At 69.7% G+C, this 17,947-nt stretch carries 16 protein-coding genes; 10 read left to right on the forward strand and 6 right to left on the reverse strand.

Annotated features, from left to right (window positions below; translation table 11 throughout):
* Positions 1 to 31 precede the first annotated feature (31 nt).
* Positions 32 to 814, reverse strand: coding sequence for an inositol monophosphatase family protein (locus tag WMR31_RS04080; protein ID WP_340537496.1), 783 nt, complete (start codon positions 812 to 814; stop codon positions 32 to 34).
* A 32-nt stretch (positions 815 to 846) separates the two neighbouring features.
* Between WMR31_RS04080 and WMR31_RS04085 the strand changes: the two genes are divergently transcribed.
* Together WMR31_RS04085 and WMR31_RS04090 are read left to right on the forward strand one after the other, a co-directional pair.
* Positions 847 to 1,749, forward strand: coding sequence for a glycosyltransferase (locus WMR31_RS04085; RefSeq protein WP_340537681.1), 903 nt, complete (start codon positions 847 to 849; stop codon positions 1,747 to 1,749).
* Complete coding sequence (locus WMR31_RS04090) at positions 1,746 to 2,654, forward strand: glycosyltransferase family 2 protein (RefSeq protein WP_340537497.1); 909 nt, start codon at positions 1,746 to 1,748, stop codon at positions 2,652 to 2,654. The genes WMR31_RS04085 and WMR31_RS04090 overlap by 4 nt, the downstream gene beginning before the upstream one ends.
* Positions 2,655 to 2,695: 41 nt before the next feature.
* Here the strand turns inward: WMR31_RS04090 and WMR31_RS04095 are convergent, their stop codons facing one another.
* Positions 2,696 to 3,787 carry a phosphatase PAP2 family protein gene (locus WMR31_RS04095; protein ID WP_340537498.1) on the reverse strand — a complete coding sequence of 364 codons (1,092 nt, stop codon included), beginning with the start codon at positions 3,785 to 3,787 and terminating at the stop codon, positions 2,696 to 2,698.
* A 168-nt stretch (positions 3,788 to 3,955) separates the two neighbouring features.
* Here WMR31_RS04095 and glf point away from each other — a divergent pair, with 168 nt between their 5' ends.
* The 5 genes from glf (at position 3,956) to WMR31_RS04120 (ending at position 11,690) form a co-directional block, all read left to right on the forward strand.
* Entirely contained in the window at positions 3,956 to 5,176 is a 1,221-nt protein-coding gene (gene glf, locus WMR31_RS04100) for a UDP-galactopyranose mutase (RefSeq protein WP_340537499.1), read from the forward strand.
* A complete protein-coding gene (locus WMR31_RS04105; protein ID WP_340537500.1) occupies positions 5,173 to 7,269 on the forward strand; it encodes a glycosyltransferase in 2,097 nt (698 codons plus the stop codon). The genes glf and WMR31_RS04105 overlap by 4 nt, the downstream gene beginning before the upstream one ends.
* Positions 7,270 to 7,303: 34 nt before the next feature.
* On the forward strand, positions 7,304 to 8,194 hold the full coding sequence (locus WMR31_RS04110; RefSeq protein WP_340537501.1) for an ABC transporter permease: 891 nt from the start codon (positions 7,304 to 7,306) through the stop codon (positions 8,192 to 8,194).
* Positions 8,195 to 8,196: 2 nt separating this feature from the next.
* A complete protein-coding gene (locus WMR31_RS04115) occupies positions 8,197 to 8,979 on the forward strand; it encodes an ABC transporter ATP-binding protein (protein ID WP_340537502.1) in 783 nt (260 codons plus the stop codon).
* Between the two features lie 518 nt (positions 8,980 to 9,497).
* Positions 9,498 to 11,690, forward strand: a complete 2,193-nt coding sequence (locus WMR31_RS04120; protein ID WP_340537503.1) for an N-acetylmuramoyl-L-alanine amidase — start codon at positions 9,498 to 9,500, stop codon at positions 11,688 to 11,690.
* A gap of 27 nt (positions 11,691 to 11,717) precedes the next feature.
* On the opposite strand, the gene WMR31_RS04125 is transcribed toward WMR31_RS04120, so the two are convergent.
* Positions 11,718 to 12,464, reverse strand: a complete 747-nt coding sequence (locus WMR31_RS04125; protein ID WP_340537504.1) for a TIGR03089 family protein — start codon at positions 12,462 to 12,464, stop codon at positions 11,718 to 11,720.
* A gap of 17 nt (positions 12,465 to 12,481) precedes the next feature.
* On the opposite strand from WMR31_RS04125, the gene WMR31_RS04130 reads away from it, so the two are divergent.
* Complete coding sequence (locus tag WMR31_RS04130; RefSeq protein WP_340537505.1) at positions 12,482 to 13,579, forward strand: mannose-1-phosphate guanylyltransferase; 1,098 nt, start codon at positions 12,482 to 12,484, stop codon at positions 13,577 to 13,579.
* 119 nt (positions 13,580 to 13,698) lie between these two features.
* Positions 13,699 to 14,337, forward strand: a complete 639-nt coding sequence (locus tag WMR31_RS04135; protein WP_340537506.1) for a hypothetical protein — start codon at positions 13,699 to 13,701, stop codon at positions 14,335 to 14,337.
* A 329-nt stretch (positions 14,338 to 14,666) separates the two neighbouring features.
* On the opposite strand, the gene WMR31_RS04140 is transcribed toward WMR31_RS04135, so the two are convergent.
* The 3 genes from WMR31_RS04140 to cofD all read right to left on the reverse strand — a co-directional run bounded on the left by WMR31_RS04140 (position 14,667) and on the right by cofD (position 17,447).
* Complete coding sequence (locus WMR31_RS04140) at positions 14,667 to 15,419, reverse strand: DUF3105 domain-containing protein (RefSeq protein WP_340537507.1); 753 nt, start codon at positions 15,417 to 15,419, stop codon at positions 14,667 to 14,669.
* Between the two features lie 67 nt (positions 15,420 to 15,486).
* On the reverse strand, positions 15,487 to 16,449 hold the full coding sequence (locus tag WMR31_RS04145; protein ID WP_340537508.1) for a coenzyme F420-0:L-glutamate ligase: 963 nt from the start codon (positions 16,447 to 16,449) through the stop codon (positions 15,487 to 15,489).
* On the reverse strand, positions 16,446 to 17,447 hold the full coding sequence (gene cofD / locus WMR31_RS04150) for a 2-phospho-L-lactate transferase (protein ID WP_340537509.1): 1,002 nt from the start codon (positions 17,445 to 17,447) through the stop codon (positions 16,446 to 16,448). The genes WMR31_RS04145 and cofD overlap by 4 nt, the downstream gene beginning before the upstream one ends.
* Before the next feature lie 234 nt (positions 17,448 to 17,681).
* On the opposite strand from cofD, the gene WMR31_RS04155 reads away from it, so the two are divergent.
* Complete coding sequence (locus tag WMR31_RS04155) at positions 17,682 to 17,936, forward strand: WhiB family transcriptional regulator (protein ID WP_340537510.1); 255 nt, start codon at positions 17,682 to 17,684, stop codon at positions 17,934 to 17,936.
* The last annotated feature ends 11 nt before the right edge of the window (positions 17,937 to 17,947 follow it).

Consider the following 17,947-nt stretch of genomic DNA (forward strand, 5'->3'; position numbering starts at 1 on the left):
GGTCCGGCCAGGCGTTGGACTACAGGTCGGGTCACAGGTCGGGCCAGGCGGCGGCGACGTCGTCGTACACCTCGGTGGAGGCGGCGGCGATCAGCCCGCTGCGGTGCCGGGTGCGCGGGTCGTACGGACTCCCGTCCGGGCTCCGCAGGACGCCACCGGCCTCGGTGAGCAGCAGTCCGCCCGGAGCGTGGTCCCACGGCATCGTGACGCCGTAGAGCAGGTAGTCGGCCGCGCCGTCGACGAGCTTCGGGTAGTCGACGCCGCAGCAGACCCACGACTGCGCCAGGGGCCGACCGCCGGCCAACGACTCACCGACCCACGAACGTCGCGAGGTCGCGCCGCGCCACGTCTCGGGCGGCCCCGCCGGCGGTGTCACGTGGAGTCGCTCGCCGTTGCAGAACGCGCCCGCCCCGAGCTCGGCGACGTAGGCCGTCTCGTGCTGGGGCTGCCAGATCCAGGAGCGCACCACCACGCCGTCGCGCAGCTCGGCGACCATGACGGCGTGATCGGGGGAGCCGTGCACGAAGTTCTTGGTGCCGTCGACCGGGTCGACGGTGAAGGAGTGTGCGGCGGTCGCGAACCGGTCGGCCAGCGTCGGATCGCCCGCGAAGGCCTCCTCGCCCAGGACCACCGCGTCGGGGTAGGCCGCCAGGAGCGAGTCGGTCAGCAGCACCTCGGCCTCGCGGTCGGCGACGGTGACCAGGTCGCCGGGGTTCTTCTCATCGATCTGGTCGGAGTCGAGCGCGCGGAAGCGAGGCGTGATGACCTCGGCCGCGACGTCTTGCAGGAGGGTGGTGATGGCGTCGGTCTCCACGGTCCCACCGTAGGGTGTGGGCCGTGCGAGTGGTGGCGGTAGTGGTGACCTTCAATCGCCTCGACCTGCTGCGCCGGCTTCTAGAGCGGCTCCTCGAGCAGCGAGACCAGATGCCCGAGCTGGCCGAGATCCTCGTGGTCGACAACGCCTCCACCGACGCCACCGGGGAGTGGTTGGCCTCCCTGGACGACCCGCGGGTCCTCGCCCGGACCCTCGCGACCAACACCGGAGGCGCCGGCGGCTTCGCCGAGGGACTCACCTGGGCGATGGAGCGCGACGCCGACCTGGTGTGGCTGATGGACGACGACGGCCTGCCCGAGCGCGACTGCCTGGCTCGCCTCCTCGACGTGGAGGGTCTCGACTTCTGGGGCCCCGCCGTGCTGGCCGAGCAGGATCCCAGCAGGCTGTGCTTCCCGATCCGGCTGCCCGGCGGCACGAAGGTGGTGCACCGGATGACGCAGGTGGAGGCCGCGGCCCGCGACGGGCTGGTGCCCGGCGTGGTGATCCCGTTCAACGGCGTCCTGGTGACCCGTGCGCTGGTGGAGCGGATCGGCGTACCGCGTGCGGAGTTCTTCATCTGGGGCGACGACGTGGAGTACCTGTGGCGTGCCGAGCGGGCCGGCGCCCGGATCGCCACGGTCGTCGACGCCCACTTCCTGCACCCGGCCACCGACGACCTCGGCACGCCGATGATGCGCGGTCGCACCACCTACAACCACACCCCGAGCGACCTCAAGCACTACTGCATGGCGCGCAACAACACCGTCAACCTGCGCACCTATCGGGGCTGGCCGCACGTGCTGATGTTCTGGGCCAAGACGGTGTGGTTCTACCTGTTCACCCGGCGTCAGGTCGGCCGGATCGCGATGAGCGCCCGAGCGGCGTGGGCCGGCCTTCGTGGCGACTTCACCGGGCACCGGCGGTACCTGCGGTGAGCGAGTCCCTCGCGGTGGTGATCGTCACCTACAACCGCGCCGACCTGCTCGGCGAGACCCTCGCCGCGCTCGCCGCGCAGACCCGCGCGCCCGACGTCGTCTTCGTGGTCGACAACGCCAGCACCGACCACACCCGCGAGGTGCTCGACGCCGCCCCACTGCCCGACCTGGTCCGCATCCACCTCAGCGAGAACACCGGGGGCGCCGGCGGCTTCCATCGCGGCGTGGCGGCGGCCCACGCCAAGGGCTTCGACCGGATCTGGCTGATCGACGACGACGTCCTCCCCGCCCCCGACTGCCTCGAGACGTTGATGGCCGTCGACGAGTCGTGCCTGATCTCGGTGCGCGAGGACCGCCGCGGCGCGCTGATCGAGAAGGCCGCCACCCGCTTCGACCTGCGCAGCCCGCTGGCCATCAAGCCCAAGACCTCGATGATCGAGACCGACTACGGCACGCGCGCGGCGATGCCGCCGCTGGTCGAGGTCGAGAACGTCGCCTTCGAGGGACTGCTGGTGCGCCGTGAGGTGATCGAGGCGATCGGCCTGCCCGATCCGGCCTACTTCATCTTCTACGACGACGTCGACTTCGCCGTGCGCGCCCGTCGCTCGGGCTACCGGATATGGGCGGTCCGCGACGCCGTCCTGGTGCGCCAGCTGGACTTCGACCAGCAGCACGACCTGGCCGGCTGGAAGGGCTACTACATGTACCGCAACCTGTTCGTGGTGCATCGCCGCTATGGCGAGAACGCCCTGGTGCGGGCCAAGCCGTGGGCGATCGCGCTGGCCGTCGTCGTCCTCAGCCCGCTGCGCGGCGGCCGCGGCGAGGCGCGCAACGTGTGGCGCGCCGTCCGCGACTCCCGCCGCCTGGCCCGCCTCTCACCCGAGGCCGCTCCGCATTCGCGCTGACCCGTCAGCCATAGCGGACGGGTCAGCGTGATGTGGGAGGGTCAGGACGCCGAGGGGGCGGTGCTGGCGGCCGCGGAGTCGGTGATCTCGGTCTCCTCGCGCTTGAGCTTGGGCCGGAGGCCGACATGGTTGCCCGTCGCGAGAGCGGCCAGCCAGACGGTGAACGATCCGAGCGCGATTCCGCCGAGGACGTCGACGAAGTAGTGCCAACCGAGGTAGAGGGTGGCCACGATGGTCAGGCCGAGGAAGATCCAGGAGGCGACGCGGATCCAGCGGGCCAGACCGACGTACTGCGCGAAGACGCAGATCGTGACCATGATGCCGGTGTGCAGCGAGGGGAACGCGGCGATCGTCTGCAGCGTGCCCGACCCGAACACGTCACCGACCACCGAGACCCGGTCGTCCCACAGGCTGTTGGCCAGGTCGGTGTTGTAGGTGTGGGGGAGGTCGCTGAACTGGCCGCGCTGCGCCTCGGTGTAGATCGGGCCCATCGAGGGGAACAGCAGGTACACCAGCGAGCCGAGCATCCAGTCGAAGGCGACCGCGGTGACATACCAGGAGCTGGCGGTCCGCGAACGGGTCCAGACCAGCGCGATCGCGATGCTGATCGGCACCAGGCCGATCCACACGAAGTAGACGCCGGAGAAGAAGTGCGCTGCCCAGCCGGTGCCGAACAGGTTGTGCAGCACCTGGGCCGGGTCGTGCCCGAACCAGAGGACCTGGTCGATGTGGCGGAACTCACCGTCCCAGTTGTGGGAGTTCACGAACGGCACGAAGCTCTTGAGGTTCCGGAAGGCGGCGTAGGTGAGGTACCAGGCGCCGATGCCGCCGAGGGCGAAGAGCCAGTGGGCGCGGGTCCAGCGCTCGCGCATGATGTCGCGCAGCGTGTTGCCGACGCCGTGAGAGCCGTGGGTCAGTCGCCAGATCAGCCGCGGGACGACGTCGAGCGCGATCGCGCCGAACACGATCGCGGGGAAGCGGATGTAGCCGGGCACGAAGTTGTCGGGGTCGCGGATCGGCAGCTCGGCGACGGCCGCCAGCACCACCGTCGCGACGGCCATCGTGATGCCCGCTGCCCACGCGTAGCCGAAGTTCCGCTCGAGCACGGTGCGTACACCTCGGGACTCCTGCATACCGGCGAGTTTACGGTCTGGGCCGCAAGGCCGCCGTATCCTCGCGCCCCGCGCGCCGGTCGTGAGCGCGCCGCCACGACGATCTGTGACCGGCTGTGACCGGCTGTGACCGGCTCGTTGGCGTTGCGGAATCGGACGGCGCCCGCTGGGTCCGTAGACTGACCGATCGTGCCAGCCGCTACCCCTGAGCCCACCTCCTCGGATCCATCCGCCCTGCCCGACCTGGTCGTGGTCGGCTCCGGATTCTTCGGTCTGACCATCGCCGAGCGCTGCGCCGCCGAGCTCGGCCTGCGGGTCCTGGTGCTCGAGCGGCGCTCCCACCTGGGCGGCAACGCCTACTCCGAGCGCGACCCCGAGACCAACGTCGAGGTGCACAAGTACGGAGCGCACCTGTTCCACACCTCGAACGAGAAGGTGTGGGAGTACGTCAACCGGTTCACCGACTTCACCGACTACAAGCACCGCGTGTTCGGCAAGTACCAGGGCCAGGTGTACTCCCTGCCGATGAACCTGGGCCTGATCAACCAGTTCTTCGGGCGCAGCCACACCCCCGACGAGGCCCGCGCGCTCATCGCCGAGCAGGCCAGCGAGTTCGAGACCTCCGAGGCGACCAACCTCGAGGAGAAGGCCATCAGCCTGATCGGGCGGCCGCTGTACGAGGCGTTCATCAAGGGCTACACCGGCAAGCAGTGGCAGACCGACCCCACCAAGCTCAGCGCCGACATCATCACGCGGCTCCCGGTGCGCTACACCTTCCAGAACGGCTGGTTCAGCGACACCTACGAGGGTCTCCCGGTCGACGGCTACACCGCCTGGCTCACCAAGATGGCCGAGCACCCCAACATCGAGGTCCGCCTCGGCGTCGACTTCTTCGACGTCGCCGACCACTACAAGGGCAAGGTGCCGATCGTCTACACCGGCCCGGTCGACGAGTACTTCGGCAACTCCGAGGGCCGGTTGTCGTGGCGCACGGTCGACCTGGAGGAGAGCGTCGTCGACACCGGCGACTTCCAGGGCACCGGCGTGATCAACTACAACGACGGCGACGTCCCCTACACCCGGATCATCGAGTTCAAGCACTTCCATCCCGAGCGGGAGAAGACCCATCTTCCGGGCAAGTCGGTGATCGTGCACGAGTACTCGCGCTTCGCCGAGGAGGGCGATGAGCCCTACTACCCGGTGAACACCGCAGAGGACCGCGCCAAGCTGCTGAAGTACCGCGAGCTGGCCAAGCAGGAGCCGTTGGTGCTCTTCGGCGGCCGGCTCGGCACCTACAAGTATCTCGACATGCACATGGCCATCGGGTCGGCGCTGTCGATGTTCGAGAACAAGCTCGCCCCGCACTTCACCGAGGGCGTGGCGCTGCAGAGCGGGGGAGTGGACGGATGACCGTGACCGAGAACAGCACTGGCAAGACCACCGGCGAGACCACCAAGGGCGCCGGTGCGGTGTCCTCGACCGCGGCCGAGGACACCACCCGCGTCGTCCTGATGCGGCAGATCATGCCCGCCAACCGCGACACCGACGTGATCCGGCTCTACGTCGACCCCGACCCGCTCTCCCTGGACGCCGACAAGTTCGACATCGGGCACACCCGCGCGGCCCAGGAGGCCAACGCGATCACCACCCGGATGCACAACGCGGTCAAGGGTGCCCGGATCGTGCACCCCGACCAGATCCTGTCGCGCACGGCCTTCCTGGTCGAGCACGGCGAGACCATGTCGTTCGGCAGCTACTTCAACGCCTTCCCGGCCTCCTACTGGCGCCGGCACACGATCGTCAGCCAGGTCCGGCTCACGGTGCAGTTGGAGGGCGAGGGCGCCAGCGTCATCGTCTACCGCTCGATGGCCAACGGCCGCTCCCAGCGGGTCGACTCCGGGACCGTCGAGGGCGACGCCGGTGAGTTCAGCTTCGACCTGCCGCTCAAGCCGTTCACCGACGGCGGCTGGTACTGGTACGACGTCGTCGCCACCGACGAGGACGCCGTGGTCCGCTCCGCGGAGTGGAGCGCCGAGGTGCCCTCCGACAAGGTGCCCACCAGCACGGTCACCATCGGCATCACCACGATGAACCAGCAGGACTACTGCGCCAAGCTGCTCGGCCAGCTCGGGGCCGCCGACGAGCTCGACGGCGTCGTCGACGAGATCGTGGTGATGGAGCAGGGCACCAAGCTCGTCAAGGACTCCGAGTTCTTCCCGGCGGCCGAGGAGGCCCTGGGCGACACCCTGCGGATCATCGACCAGGGCAACATCGGCGGCTCCGGCGGGTTCGCCCGGGCCCAGTACGAGACCCTGAAGGCGGGCCGCTCGGCCTACGTCCTGATGCTCGACGACGACACCGAGTGCGAGACCGAGGGCATCGTCCGTGCGGTCACCTTCGCAGACCTGTGCCGCAAGCCGACCATCGTCGGCGGCCACATGTTCTCGATCTACCAGAAGGCCCAGCTGCACAGCTTCGGCGAGAAGGTGGAGCCCTACACGTTCTGGTGGGGCTCGGCCCCCGGCGTGGTCGCCGGCTGGGACCTCGGCGAGCGCAATATCCGCTCGACGCGCTGGCTGCACGCGCGCATCGACGTCGACTACAACCCGTGGTTCATGTGCCTGATCCCCACCAAGGTGCTCGACGACATCGGGCTCTCGCTGCCGCTGTTCATCAAGTGGGACGACTCCGAGTTCGGCCTGCGCGCCAAGGAGGCCGGCTACCCGACGGTGAGCATGCCCGGCGTCGCGGTGTGGCACGTGCCGTGGACCGACAAGAACGACGCCCTTGACTGGCAGTCCTACTTCCACGTGCGCAACCGCTTCATCGCCGCCCTGCTGCACTCGAAGTACCCGCGCGGCGGCCGGATGGTGCAGGAGAGCCTGAACCACCAGATCAAGCACCTGGTCTCGATGCAGTACTCCACCGTCGAGCTGCGCCACCGGGCGCTGATGGACGTCCTCGGCGGACCGGAGCGGCTCCACGAGCTGCTGCCGACCACGCTGCCGGGGCTGAAGGAGATGGTGAAGGGCTTCGACGACGCCACCTACGTCTCCGACCCCGGTGAGCTTCCGGAGGTGCGCAAGCACAAGCTGGCCCGCAAGGGTCGCGAGCCCTCACCGGTCATCTCCGGCAAGGCGGCCACCCTGCAGGCGCTGATCCAGCCGATCCGCCAGCTCCGCAAGCCCCGGGAGGCCGCCCAGGTCAATCCGGAAGCCGAGATCATGGCCCAGGACGCGCGGTGGCACAAGATCGCCCGCTACGACTCCGCGCTGGTCTCGCTGCCCGACGGCACCGCCGCTGCCTTCTACCGGCGCGACCGCGGGAAGTTCCTCGACCTCACCAAGCGCACCCTGGCGATCCACAAGGAGCTGGCCCGCAACTGGGACGAGCTGGCCGAGCGCTACCAGGCAGCGCTGGGCGACCTCACTTCGCCCCAGACGTGGGAGCAGACCTTCCGGCCGTGGCTCGACACCGAGCCGCGCACCAAGTCGGACGACTGACCAGCAGGTCCGCAAGAGCACCAGAGAGAGAACCATGACCGAGACCACCGCGGACACCACGGAGGAACGTCCCGCACGGGACCTGCCGCCGTTGGTCGCGCCGACGGCCGACAACGGCCTCAAGGCGGTCTTCCAGCGGCGCTACCTGCTCAAGCTGCTGGTACGCCGAGAGATCAGTGCTCGCTACCAAGGCTCGATCCTCGGCCTGCTGTGGTCCTACATCAACCCGCTGTCGCAGTTCTGCATCTACTTCTTCATCATGGGCACGATCTTCGCCCTCCACAAGAACATCCCGAACTTCGCGATCCACATCTTCTCCGCGCTGATCATCGTCCACTTCTTCAACGAGACGTTCAACGCAGGCACCCGCTCGATCGTGCGGAACCGCCAGATCGTGCAGAAGATGGCGATGCCGCGGGAGATGTTCCCCGTCGCCTCGATGCTGGTCTCGCTCTACCACGTGATGCCGCAGGTGGTGATCCTCGTGATCGCCTGCTTCGCCTCGGGGTGGACTCCGGACCTGTACGGCGCAGCGGCGTTCTTGCTGGCGCTGGTCCTGATCAGCATCCTGGGCACCGGCCTGGCCCTGATGTTCAGCGCGGCTAACGTGTTCTTCCGAGACGTCGGCAGCGTGGTGAACATCCTGACCAACCTGGTGCGCTTCGGCGTCCCGATGATCTACAGCTTCGAGATGGTCGACCAGCGGTTCGGGAGCTTCGCGCCGTACTACCTCTACAACCCCATCGCGATCGCGGTCCTGCTGTTCCAGCGCGCCTTCTGGACCGGGAGCACCGATCAGCCGACCGTGATGCCCGACCACCTGCTCGAGCGCGGCGTGGCGATGATCGGGGTGTCCCTGCTGGTGCTGGCCCTCGGCCAGTTCGTGTTCAGCCGCCTCGAGAACAAGATCCCCGAGAGGCTGTGACGATGGCCGACTCGATCCGCGTCGAGAACGTGACGAAGACGTTCACCAAGCGCTACCAGCGCACGCTCAAGCAGATCACGGTCGCGAAGATGCGCGGCAACCCGACGATGGCGGAGTTCAACGCCATCGACGACGTCAGCTTCACCGTCGAGCAGGGCGAGTCGATCGGCCTGATGGGGCTCAACGGCTCGGGCAAGAGCACCCTGCTCAAGATGATCAACGGCGTCATGCGTCCCGACACCGGTGACGTGCTCACCCGTGGCCGGATCGCCGGCCTGATCGCCACCGGCGCCGGGTTCCACCCCCAGCTCAGCGGGCGCGAGAACCTCGAGCTCAACGCAGCCATCCTCGGCATGAGCGAGAAGGAGCTGGCTCGCAAGTTCGACGCGATCGTCGACTTCGCCGGGCTGGAGGACAAGCTCGACACCCAGGTCGGTCACTACTCCTCGGGGCAGAGCGCGCGACTGGGCTTCTCCATCGCCATCCACGTCGACTCCGACATCTTCTTGGCCGACGAGGTGCTGGCGGTGGGGGACCGGCCCTTCAAGAAGAAGTGCCTGGCCCGGATGGCCGAGATCCGCGACAGCGGCCGCACCCTGTTCTACGTCTCGCACTCGGCCGGCTCGGTGCGCCGGATGTGCTCGCGCGTCCTGGTGCTCGAGGAGGGCCGGCTGGTCTTCGACGGCGAGGTCGACGAGGGCATCCGCTTCCTGGAGTACGACGAGCCGGCCGCCACGCCCGACGTCCAAGAGGTCCTCGACGACGAGCTCGGCGCCGACATCTAGCTCCGTCGCGAATCGCAACGACCGGCCGGCGGGGACCGCACCGTTCGGCGCAATTGCGCGGATTGGGTCGTCGGTGGGGCGGCTGACTGCACCGTTCGGCGCAATTGCGCGGATTGGGTCGTCGGTGGGGCGGCTGACTGCACCGTTCGGCGCAATTGCGCGGATTGGGTCGTCGGTGGGGCGGCTGACTGCACCGTTCGGCGCAATTGCGCGGATTGGGTCGTCGGTGGGGCGGCTGACTGCACCGTTCGGCGCAATTGCGCGGATTGGGTCGTTGGTGGGGTGGTTGACTGCACCGTTCGGCGCAATTGCGCGGATTGGGTCGGCCGCGCCGTCACTGGTAGGTGGGCCGAGCGGGGGCAGGATCCGCCCGGGCATTTGACAATCTGGAGATCCTTCGGCGTGTCGAGTGGAAATTACAGTCTTGTAGTTACTCAGTTCTTCTTCCCAAGCGGTGGGACTGGTGTGAAAGTTGCGTCTCGTGTGACTCTTCCCCTCACGCTGGAGCTGTTGAAATCATGTCTTCCCCGCACCGTTCGTCCACCCATCCCAAGCACCCCCGCTTCGTGACCGCCTGCCAGCAACTGCTGGTCCTCGGCGTCATCTGCGCGGTGCTCACCCCCGCCGCTCGGGTGATCTCCATCGAGCTCGGTCCCGCGCCCGACGAGGCCGCCTCGGGCGGTAACTCCGCGCCCGGCGCGGTCCCCTCGGCCCAGTTCGCGGCCTACGCGAAGAACCAGCAGGTGCCCACCCGGGTCCCGACCGCGACGGTCGACGCCACCGTTCGCGAGGTGCCGCTGACGGCTCCTCGCGGAGCGCGGGTGGCGCCTGGTCTGCTCAAGGCCACCGCCAAGGTCGTGCCGGGCGGCGGCAGCCAGCTGGTCAGCACCCCGCAGAAGGTGACCGGCTACGGCGCCGTCGGGGTCACCTGGGAGCACGGCGCCACCGTGCCCGAGGACCAGATCTCCATCCAGGTCCGCACCCGCGACGAGTCCGGCTGGTCGGACTGGCTCGCGATGGACTACCACGACGACCACGGCCCCGACCCGGACAGCGCCGAGGGCCGCTCGGCCCGCCCGGGGACCGACGAGCTGCTCGTCGGCGAGGTCGACGACGTCCAGGTCCGCATCGACAGCGACGCCCCCGCGCCGGCCGACCTCAAGCTGGCCGTGATCGACCCCGGTGTCGCCTCCGACACCGCCGAGGAGCTCCCCGCGATCCAGACCGGTCCCGAGGGCAGCACCACCGCGACGCCGTCGGCGGCGACGGTTCCGTCCGGCGCCGAGCAGAGCGACAGCACCGGCAGCGCCGGCGCCGATGCCACGTTGACGTCGTCGTCGGGCGACCTGCAGCTCGCCGCGGCGACGTACACGCCGCGTCCCACGATCTACTCCCGCGCACAGTGGGGCGCCGACGAGCGCCTGCGCGACAAGAGCTCGCTGCACTACTACGAGGTGCACGCCGGCTTCGTCCACCACACGGTGAACGCCAACAACTACAAGGCCAAGGACGTGCCGGCGATCCTGCGCGGCATCTACGCCTACCACACCCAGTCCCGTGGCTGGAGCGACATCGGCTACAACTACCTCGTCGACCGCTTCGGCCGGATCTGGGAGGGCCGCTACGGCGGCGTGGACCGTCCGGTGGTGGGCGCGCACACCCTGGGCTACAACGACGACTCGTTCGCCATGTCGGCGATCGGCAACTTCGAGACCGCGCAGCCTTCCCAGGCGATGATCCAGGCCTACGGCGCCCTGTTCGGCTGGAAGCTGTCGCTGCACGGGGTGAACGCCGCCTCGACCAAGCAGTTCGTCACCTCACGGAACTTCCAGGCGATCAACGGGCACCGCGACGCCGCCTCGACCGCCTGCCCGGGCAAGTACCTGTACGCGAAGATCCCCGAGATCCGAAAGCTCGCCGCGGCCGCCCAAGCCGGATTCGCCGGACGCGAGCTGGAGTCGAACATCGGCAGGACCGACCTGCCCGACGTCCTGTTCCGCCGCAAGTCCGACGGGCGCGCCGTCGTCGTCCCGTTGGTGCGGCGAGCCAGCGGGATCGTCGCGGGCAAGTCGATCACCACCAATGTCGACCTTTCCGGCGCCACCGCGTTCTTCAACGCCGGCGACTGGGACCGCGACGGTCACAGCGACATGATCCTGCGCGGCCGCGACGGCACCCTCTACGTCACCAGTGGCAACGGCAAGGGTGGCTACGGGCCGGGCCGGCGCCTCGCCACCGGCTTCAAGGATGTGCAACTGCTCGCCGCTGCCGGCGATCTCACCGGTGACGGCTGGCCGGACCTGATCGGACAGCCCAAGGGCGGCTCGATGCGGATCTACCCCGGGCTCGGCAACAACGGGCTCGGTGCCAGCTACACCGCCTACAGCGCGGTGGACGCCGGTCGTCAGATTCCGGTCGGGCGCTGGGACGCCGATGGCGCGCCGGACCTGCTGTTCCGCAAGGGCAACTCGCTGAGGATCCTGCGCGGCAACGGACCGGGCGGCCTGACCGGCTCGATCCGGACCATGAAGCTGAGCCTGGCGCCGTACGACATGGTCACCGGGATCAGCGACGTCGGGATGACCGGCCACTCCGACCTGGTCGTCCGCAAGCGCAACGGCGAGCTGTACCTGATCCAGGGCTATCGCACCGGCTTCGGCGCGCCGATCCTCCTCGGCCGAGGGTTCGGCATCTACGACCGGATCGCCTGACCGCGCGCGCCTGCGCCGCCTGGTCGCTCAGGCAGGGAAGCGGGCGGTAGCGCGCTCGGCGACTGCGATCGCCTCGAGCCGCTCCCGTCCGGCCCGGACGACCAGGACCATCGAGCCGCCGCGGAGCAGCGGTTCGGTGAAGGTGGCGATACCCGGTGGGGAAGCCGGGTTCGCCTCCGAGAGGAGGCGGTCGCCTTCGGAGACGAGAGTCCCGGAGGCGGCCGCCTCCCACAGTTCGGCCTGCGTCACCGGCGAGCTGTCGAGGTCGTGGGCGACGTCGGCTCCCGACGGTGGATCCCACGGCGCGAACGCGTCGGGTTGCCCCCAGATCTCGGCCCCGAGGTCGTGGACGCCGTCCGGGACGCCGTCGCGGAAGCGGGCGCCGAGCGGTGCCAGGGCGCTGGCGAGGACGACGCGCTGCGCCGCGTCGGCGGCCCACCGCTCCAGGCCGTCAGGGCCACACACCACCGCGTCGGGCGCGTCGTCGTCGGTGACGACCAGGCCCGCGGTCCACGCGGCGCCGAGGAAGACCGGCACGAGCCAGTGCGGCGGCAGGTCGATCCGCAGGCTCGATCCGCGCTCGAGGTCGAGCTCGTCGACGAGCAGCGAGGCGGCCTTGGCGACCCAGTTGGCGTACGTCGTCAAGGACAGTTCGGTGCGCTCTTCGGTCCCCTCGTCGTAGAACGTGACGAACGGGCGGCCGGGGTCACGGCGCAGCTGGTCGGCGAGGACTGTCGAGAACGTCGAGGCGGGCACCCGCGCAGTCTTGCGCACTCACTACGCTCCGCCCCATGAGGAGCCCATCGAACGGAGCGGCGATCGAGCACCTGTGGGCGGTGGTCCCCGCCGGCGGTGCGGGGACGCGGCTGTGGCCACTGTCGCGTTCGACGTCGCCGAAGTTCCTGCACGACCTCACCGGCAGCGGCCGCACCCTCCTCCAGGAGACCCGCGACCGACTGGCGCCACTGGTGGCCGACCGGATCGTGATCGTCACCGGACGAGCCCACCGCGACGCGGTCCTCGCCCAGCTGCCCGACCTCGCGCCCGACGCGGTGGTCGTCGAGCCCTCGGCGCGTGACTCGATGGCGGCCATCGGACTGGCCGCCGCCCTCCTGGAGCGGCGCGACCCCGACGCCGTCCTGGGCTCGTTCGCCGCCGACCACGTGATCGCCGACCCGGGCGCCTTCGCCGAGGCGGTGCGCGTGGCCGTGGGTGCTGCCGAGGACGGTTGGCTGGTGACGATCGGCATCGAGCCGACCGCTCCGTCACCGGCCTTCGGCTACATCCGGCTCGGCTCGCCGCTCGCGACGGATCCGGGGATCCGCGTGGCGTCGTCCTTCGTGGAGAAGCCGACCGCCGAGGTTGCCGCGGACTACCTGGCGACGGGGGAGTACCGCTGGAACGCGGGCATGTTCGTCGCGCGGCCGGACGTGCTGCTCGATCTGCTCGCCGAGACCGACCCCGACTTCGCCGCAGCGCTGCGGGGGATCGCCGAGGACCCCGCCACGCTCGAGTCGGTCTGGCCGACCCTGCCCCGCATCGCCCTGGACCACGCCGTCGCCGAGCCGGCCGCGGCGGCGGGACGGGTCGCGGTCGTGCCGGCGGCGTTCGGCTGGGACGACGTCGGCGACTTTGCCTCGCTCGCCACCCGGTTCGACGGCGACGACCGGCCGGTGCGGGTCCTCGGCGACGAGGCGCTGGTGCTCGCCCGGGAGGCCACCGGGATCGTGGTGCCCGACTCCGGCCGGGTCGTCGCGGTGGTCGGCCTGGACGACGTCGTGATCGTCGACACCCCCGACGCCTTGCTGGTGACCACCCGTGACCGTGCCCAGGAGGTGAAGGCGATCGTGGCCGCACTCGGGGAGATGGGTCGTGACGATCTCACCTGAGACGTCTCGACCAGCGATCCGCGAGAGGCTGGTCGGACCCATTGCGCCGCTGGTGTGCGGTTGGTACGGTCGCCGACCGTCTCCCTGCCTGGGTGGACTCGCTCGGGAGGACCACTGCCTTGATGCGACTGAAGGCCTCGATGCGTGCCGCGCTGGGAGTTCTGCTGTGTGTGGGCGTTGCTTCGTGCAGCCAGGATCCGGGTTCGTCACGACCCCCGGGTTCTCTCGGCGCGCCCGCTGAACTGCGATTCATCGGCGCCGGTGGCGGCGTCAGCGTTCTGGTGCCGGAGCGTTTCGCCCCAACCTGGATCGCCTCCTACGGTCTCCTCCTGATGTGCTCGGACGTGCCAGCAGAGATCGTCGAGGTCAGGCCCACCTGGACGGTGCGGCCCGTCGGCTTCCGCGCCTGGGTGCGAACCGAGACAGCCGATCGTGACCGGCTCGAGACCATGCCGTTCATCTCTGCACTGGGCTCGGCGCCCGACTTCGACGAGGAGTACGGGGATCTGGGGAAGATCACGGGGACGCTGGCGCCCGCGGAGGGCTCCGTCATCTCGACGCCCTGTTCAGATCCGGGCGACGCCTACCAGGACCTCATTCTGGAGTTGGAGGTGGACGACCGTGGTGCCGACCTGGGCAGCGTGGCGGTCCGCTTCCGGGCCGCCTCATCCGATGACGCGAACGTCGCGTCTGTCACCCTTCGCAGCTATCAGATGACCGCCTGCGGTACGAGGGCACCGGCGCAGCTGTGCCGGTGACCCGAACCGCGCAATTGCGCGGAATGGGTCGGTGAGGCGGTTGGTGGGTGACCCGAACCGCGCAATTGCGCGGAATGGGTCGGTGAGGCGGTTGGTGGGTGACCCGAACGGCGCAATTGCGCGGAACGGGTCGGTGAGGCGGTTGGTGGGTGACCCGAACGGCGCAATTGCGCGGAACGGTGCCGGCCGCCAGGTCGACTCACCCCGAAACGCGACCGGGTCACGTCGCGACCCTTCACACCGCTCGCAGGATCGCGTCGCGAGGGCTCGCTCGACCACTCTCAGCCGGTGCGCCCTCGCTGCGATCCGGCGACCCGGCTAGATGGGGACTAGATGACGACGGCCTCGGGAGCGTCGGTGTAGGGGTAGTCGTCCATGAAGGTCTCCAGGGCCGCGCCGCTCACCTCGGAGCAGTACTGCCACACCCCGGTCGAGGTCTGGGAGTCGCCCTTCCAGTGGGTGAACGCGATGTGCTGGTCCTTGGGGAACTTCGCGCCGTTCTCGTCCGAGGACAGCCAGGGGGCGGCGATGAACTTGTTGCGGTAGTTCTTCGCGTCGCCGCTCTCCTTGAACTTCTTGGCGATCGCCTCGATCTGGCCGAGCTGGCCGGGGTCGTCGGCGATCGACTCGTCGTACCAGAGGATGGTGTAGCCGTGCTCGAGGTTGTGCACGAGCTGCTCGAGCTCGGGGCGGTCGTCCTTGTCGTAGAACTTGTCCTCGAACGGGGCGGGAGCGCCGATGGCGTTCCAGTGCGGCCCGAAGGCGGGCGGCGCGGTGTCGTAGGTGACCTGCTGCCCCTCCGGGACGTGCGTGCCGACGTCACGACCGGCCTTCTCGACGACCTTCTGGCACACCGACGGCTCGGCGCCGATGTCGTTGAGGGCCTTGTCCTCGTACTTCGACTCCTCGAAGGCGCCGCGCGCCATCGGGTAGATCGCCACGCCGAGGATGATCACCGCGATCAGCACCGCGATGCCGACGATGGCGTTGCCGCGCTTCTTCTCGGCGGTCCGTTGCTTCTTGAGGGTCTCCTCGATGATCCTCTGACGCTCGGTCTTCTCGGACTTGGTCGATTTGGCCACGGGAGGAATACCTTCGGTTCACGTACGGATCGTCGGTCGTACAGGCGGGGCGGGAGTCGCGCAGAGTCTACGGAGTGACCCTGTGAATCTGATGATCGGCGTCCTCCGCGGACGCACCCACCGGCTCCCAGCCGAACGCGAAGGCGACGACGTCGGCGAGGCGGGCCCAGGTGGCGGGCACGGCCAGCGTGTCGTCGTCGATGTGGGCGACCTCGACCCCCAGGGCCGCCGTCAGCGCCTCGGCGACCTCCTCGGGCTCGGCCGGCCGGCCGAAAGGCGCTCGGTCCGCCGCAGCACCCCGGACGGCGCGGACGACGGCCTCGCGCGCCCCGAACCCGAACAGGTCCGCGCCGTCGCCGCGCACCAGGGCTGCCGCGCCCGGGCCGTCGACGCCGGGCGCGAGGACGAGGTCGCCGCGCCCGCGGACGATCGCGAACGGCCGCCCGCCCAGCTTGCCCTGCGCGAGCTCGGCCAGGCCCGCGATCTCGTCGGCGACGGCCGGGGCGGTGACCGCGAGCTCGTTGCCGTAGCCGTCGACGCGGCCGCCGAAGTCCTCGGCGACCAGCACCCCCGCGGCGCCGATGGCGATGTCGGTCTGGCCCTCGCGCCAGGCGCGCCCGGCGGTGTCGGTGAGGATCACCCCGATCGTGCGGCCGGTGCGGGCGTGCAGTGCCTCGCGGAGCCGGCGCGCCGATCGGTCCGGGTCCAGCGGCAGCAGCACCGCCCGCCCCTGCGCGACGTTGGAGTTGTCGATACCGGCCGCGGCCAGGGTGAGGCCGTGGCGGGTCCGCACGATGGTGGTCGGCCCGCGGCGTGCCACGACTCGCGCCGTCTCTGCGGCCAGGTGCTCGGCCCGGTCGCCGTCGACGACGCGACCCTCGGCCTTGCTGACCGCCTTGCTCGTCACGACGACGACATCGCCGTCCGCCAGCTCGTCACCTGGGGCCAGCGCTGCGAGCAGCAGTGTGGCGAGATCGTCGCCGGCGCGGACCTCAGGAACCCCGTCCGGGGCGAACGCGGCGACGGTCACCGGTCCGCGACCAGCTCGATCGCCGCCGCCGCCATCGCCGCGGTGGCGTCGTCGTCGGTCATCATCAGCGGGACGGCGGCGCAGGCGAGCCCCGCCGCGCGCACCGCCTCCACTTGGTCGGCGTCGCGCTCGTCTACCAGCCAGCCGTCCAGAACGCCGTCGCCCGAGCGAGCCCCGTAGTGCACGCCGACCGCGCCGGCCGACACCTCGACGCCGATCGCAGTGAGCATCTGGTGCGCCATGCCGCGCACGTGCGTGCCGCCGACGATGGGGGAGAGACCGACTACGGGCGCCTCGGTGGCACGAAGCGCCTCGCGCACACCCGGCACACCGAGGATCGTGCCGACCGACACCACCGGGTTCGACGGCGGCACGAACACCAGGTCGGCCTCGGCGATCGACTCGATGACGCCCGGGGCAGGGGTGCTCTCGGCCAGCCCCACCGCGACGACGGCGTCAGCTGGCACCTCGGCGCGCAGCCGCACCCAGTACTCCTGGAAGTGCACCACCCGGCGCCCGCTCGGACTGTCGGCGTCGGGGATCGCGACGTGGGTCTCGACGCGGTCGTCGGTCATCGGGAGCAGCCGCACGCCGGGGCGCCACCGGCCGCACAGGGCGGCGGTCACCGCGGAGAGGGGGTAGCCGGCATCGAGCATCTGGGTACGGACCAGGTGGGTGGCGATGTCTCGGTCGCCGAGGCCGAACCAGGTCGGCTCGACCCCGTAGGTCGCCAGCTCCTCCTTGACGCTCCAGGTCTCGTCGCGACGACCCCAACCCCGGTCGCGGTCGATTCCGTCGCCCAAGGTGTACATCACGGTGTCGAGGTCGGGGCAGATCTTCAACCCGTGGGCCCACAGGTCGTCGGCGGTGTTGGCGATCACGGTCACCTCCGCGTCCGCGGCGACGCCGGGGAGGGACCGGGCTGCGATGCCGTGCTTGAGTCCTTGCAGGAAGCGGGCCCCGCCCATGCCGCCGGAGAGCACCGTGATGTTCTTCATGCCCCTACTCTGCCGTCCACGCCGCACCTGCCTTCCACGGCCCGGCGTTGCCCGGTTCCACGCGGTGCCGATGGCCCGCCGGACCAGACCGGGCGGGGGGCCGGAGGGCAATACCAGAGTTCCGCTTGACTTCGGGGTATGACAGGCATGTAATTCTTACGTTGTTGTTCCGAGCGACGTCGCACGGGTCGAATCAGGGTCGAAGCAGAAACCAGCGGGTCGAGAGGTGGAACCATGAGAGAGCTGTTTCTCCTGGCTCCGGAAGCAGACGAAGCGGGATGGCAGGAGCGTGCACTGTGCGCCCAGACCGATCCCGAGGCGTTCTTCCCGGAGAAGGGTGGGTCGACGAGGGAGGCGAAGAAGGTGTGTCTCACGTGTGAGGTGCGCACCGAGTGCCTCGAGTCGGCTCTGGAGAACGACGAGCGGTTCGGTATCTGGGGCGGTCTCTCCGAGCGGGAGCGTCGCAAGCTGAAGAAGCGCGTCGTCTAGTCCGTCACGAG

Origin of the sequence: Nocardioides epinepheli (assembly GCF_037936805.1) — a bacterium.
Classification (GTDB): domain Bacteria; phylum Actinomycetota; class Actinomycetes; order Propionibacteriales; family Nocardioidaceae; genus Nocardioides.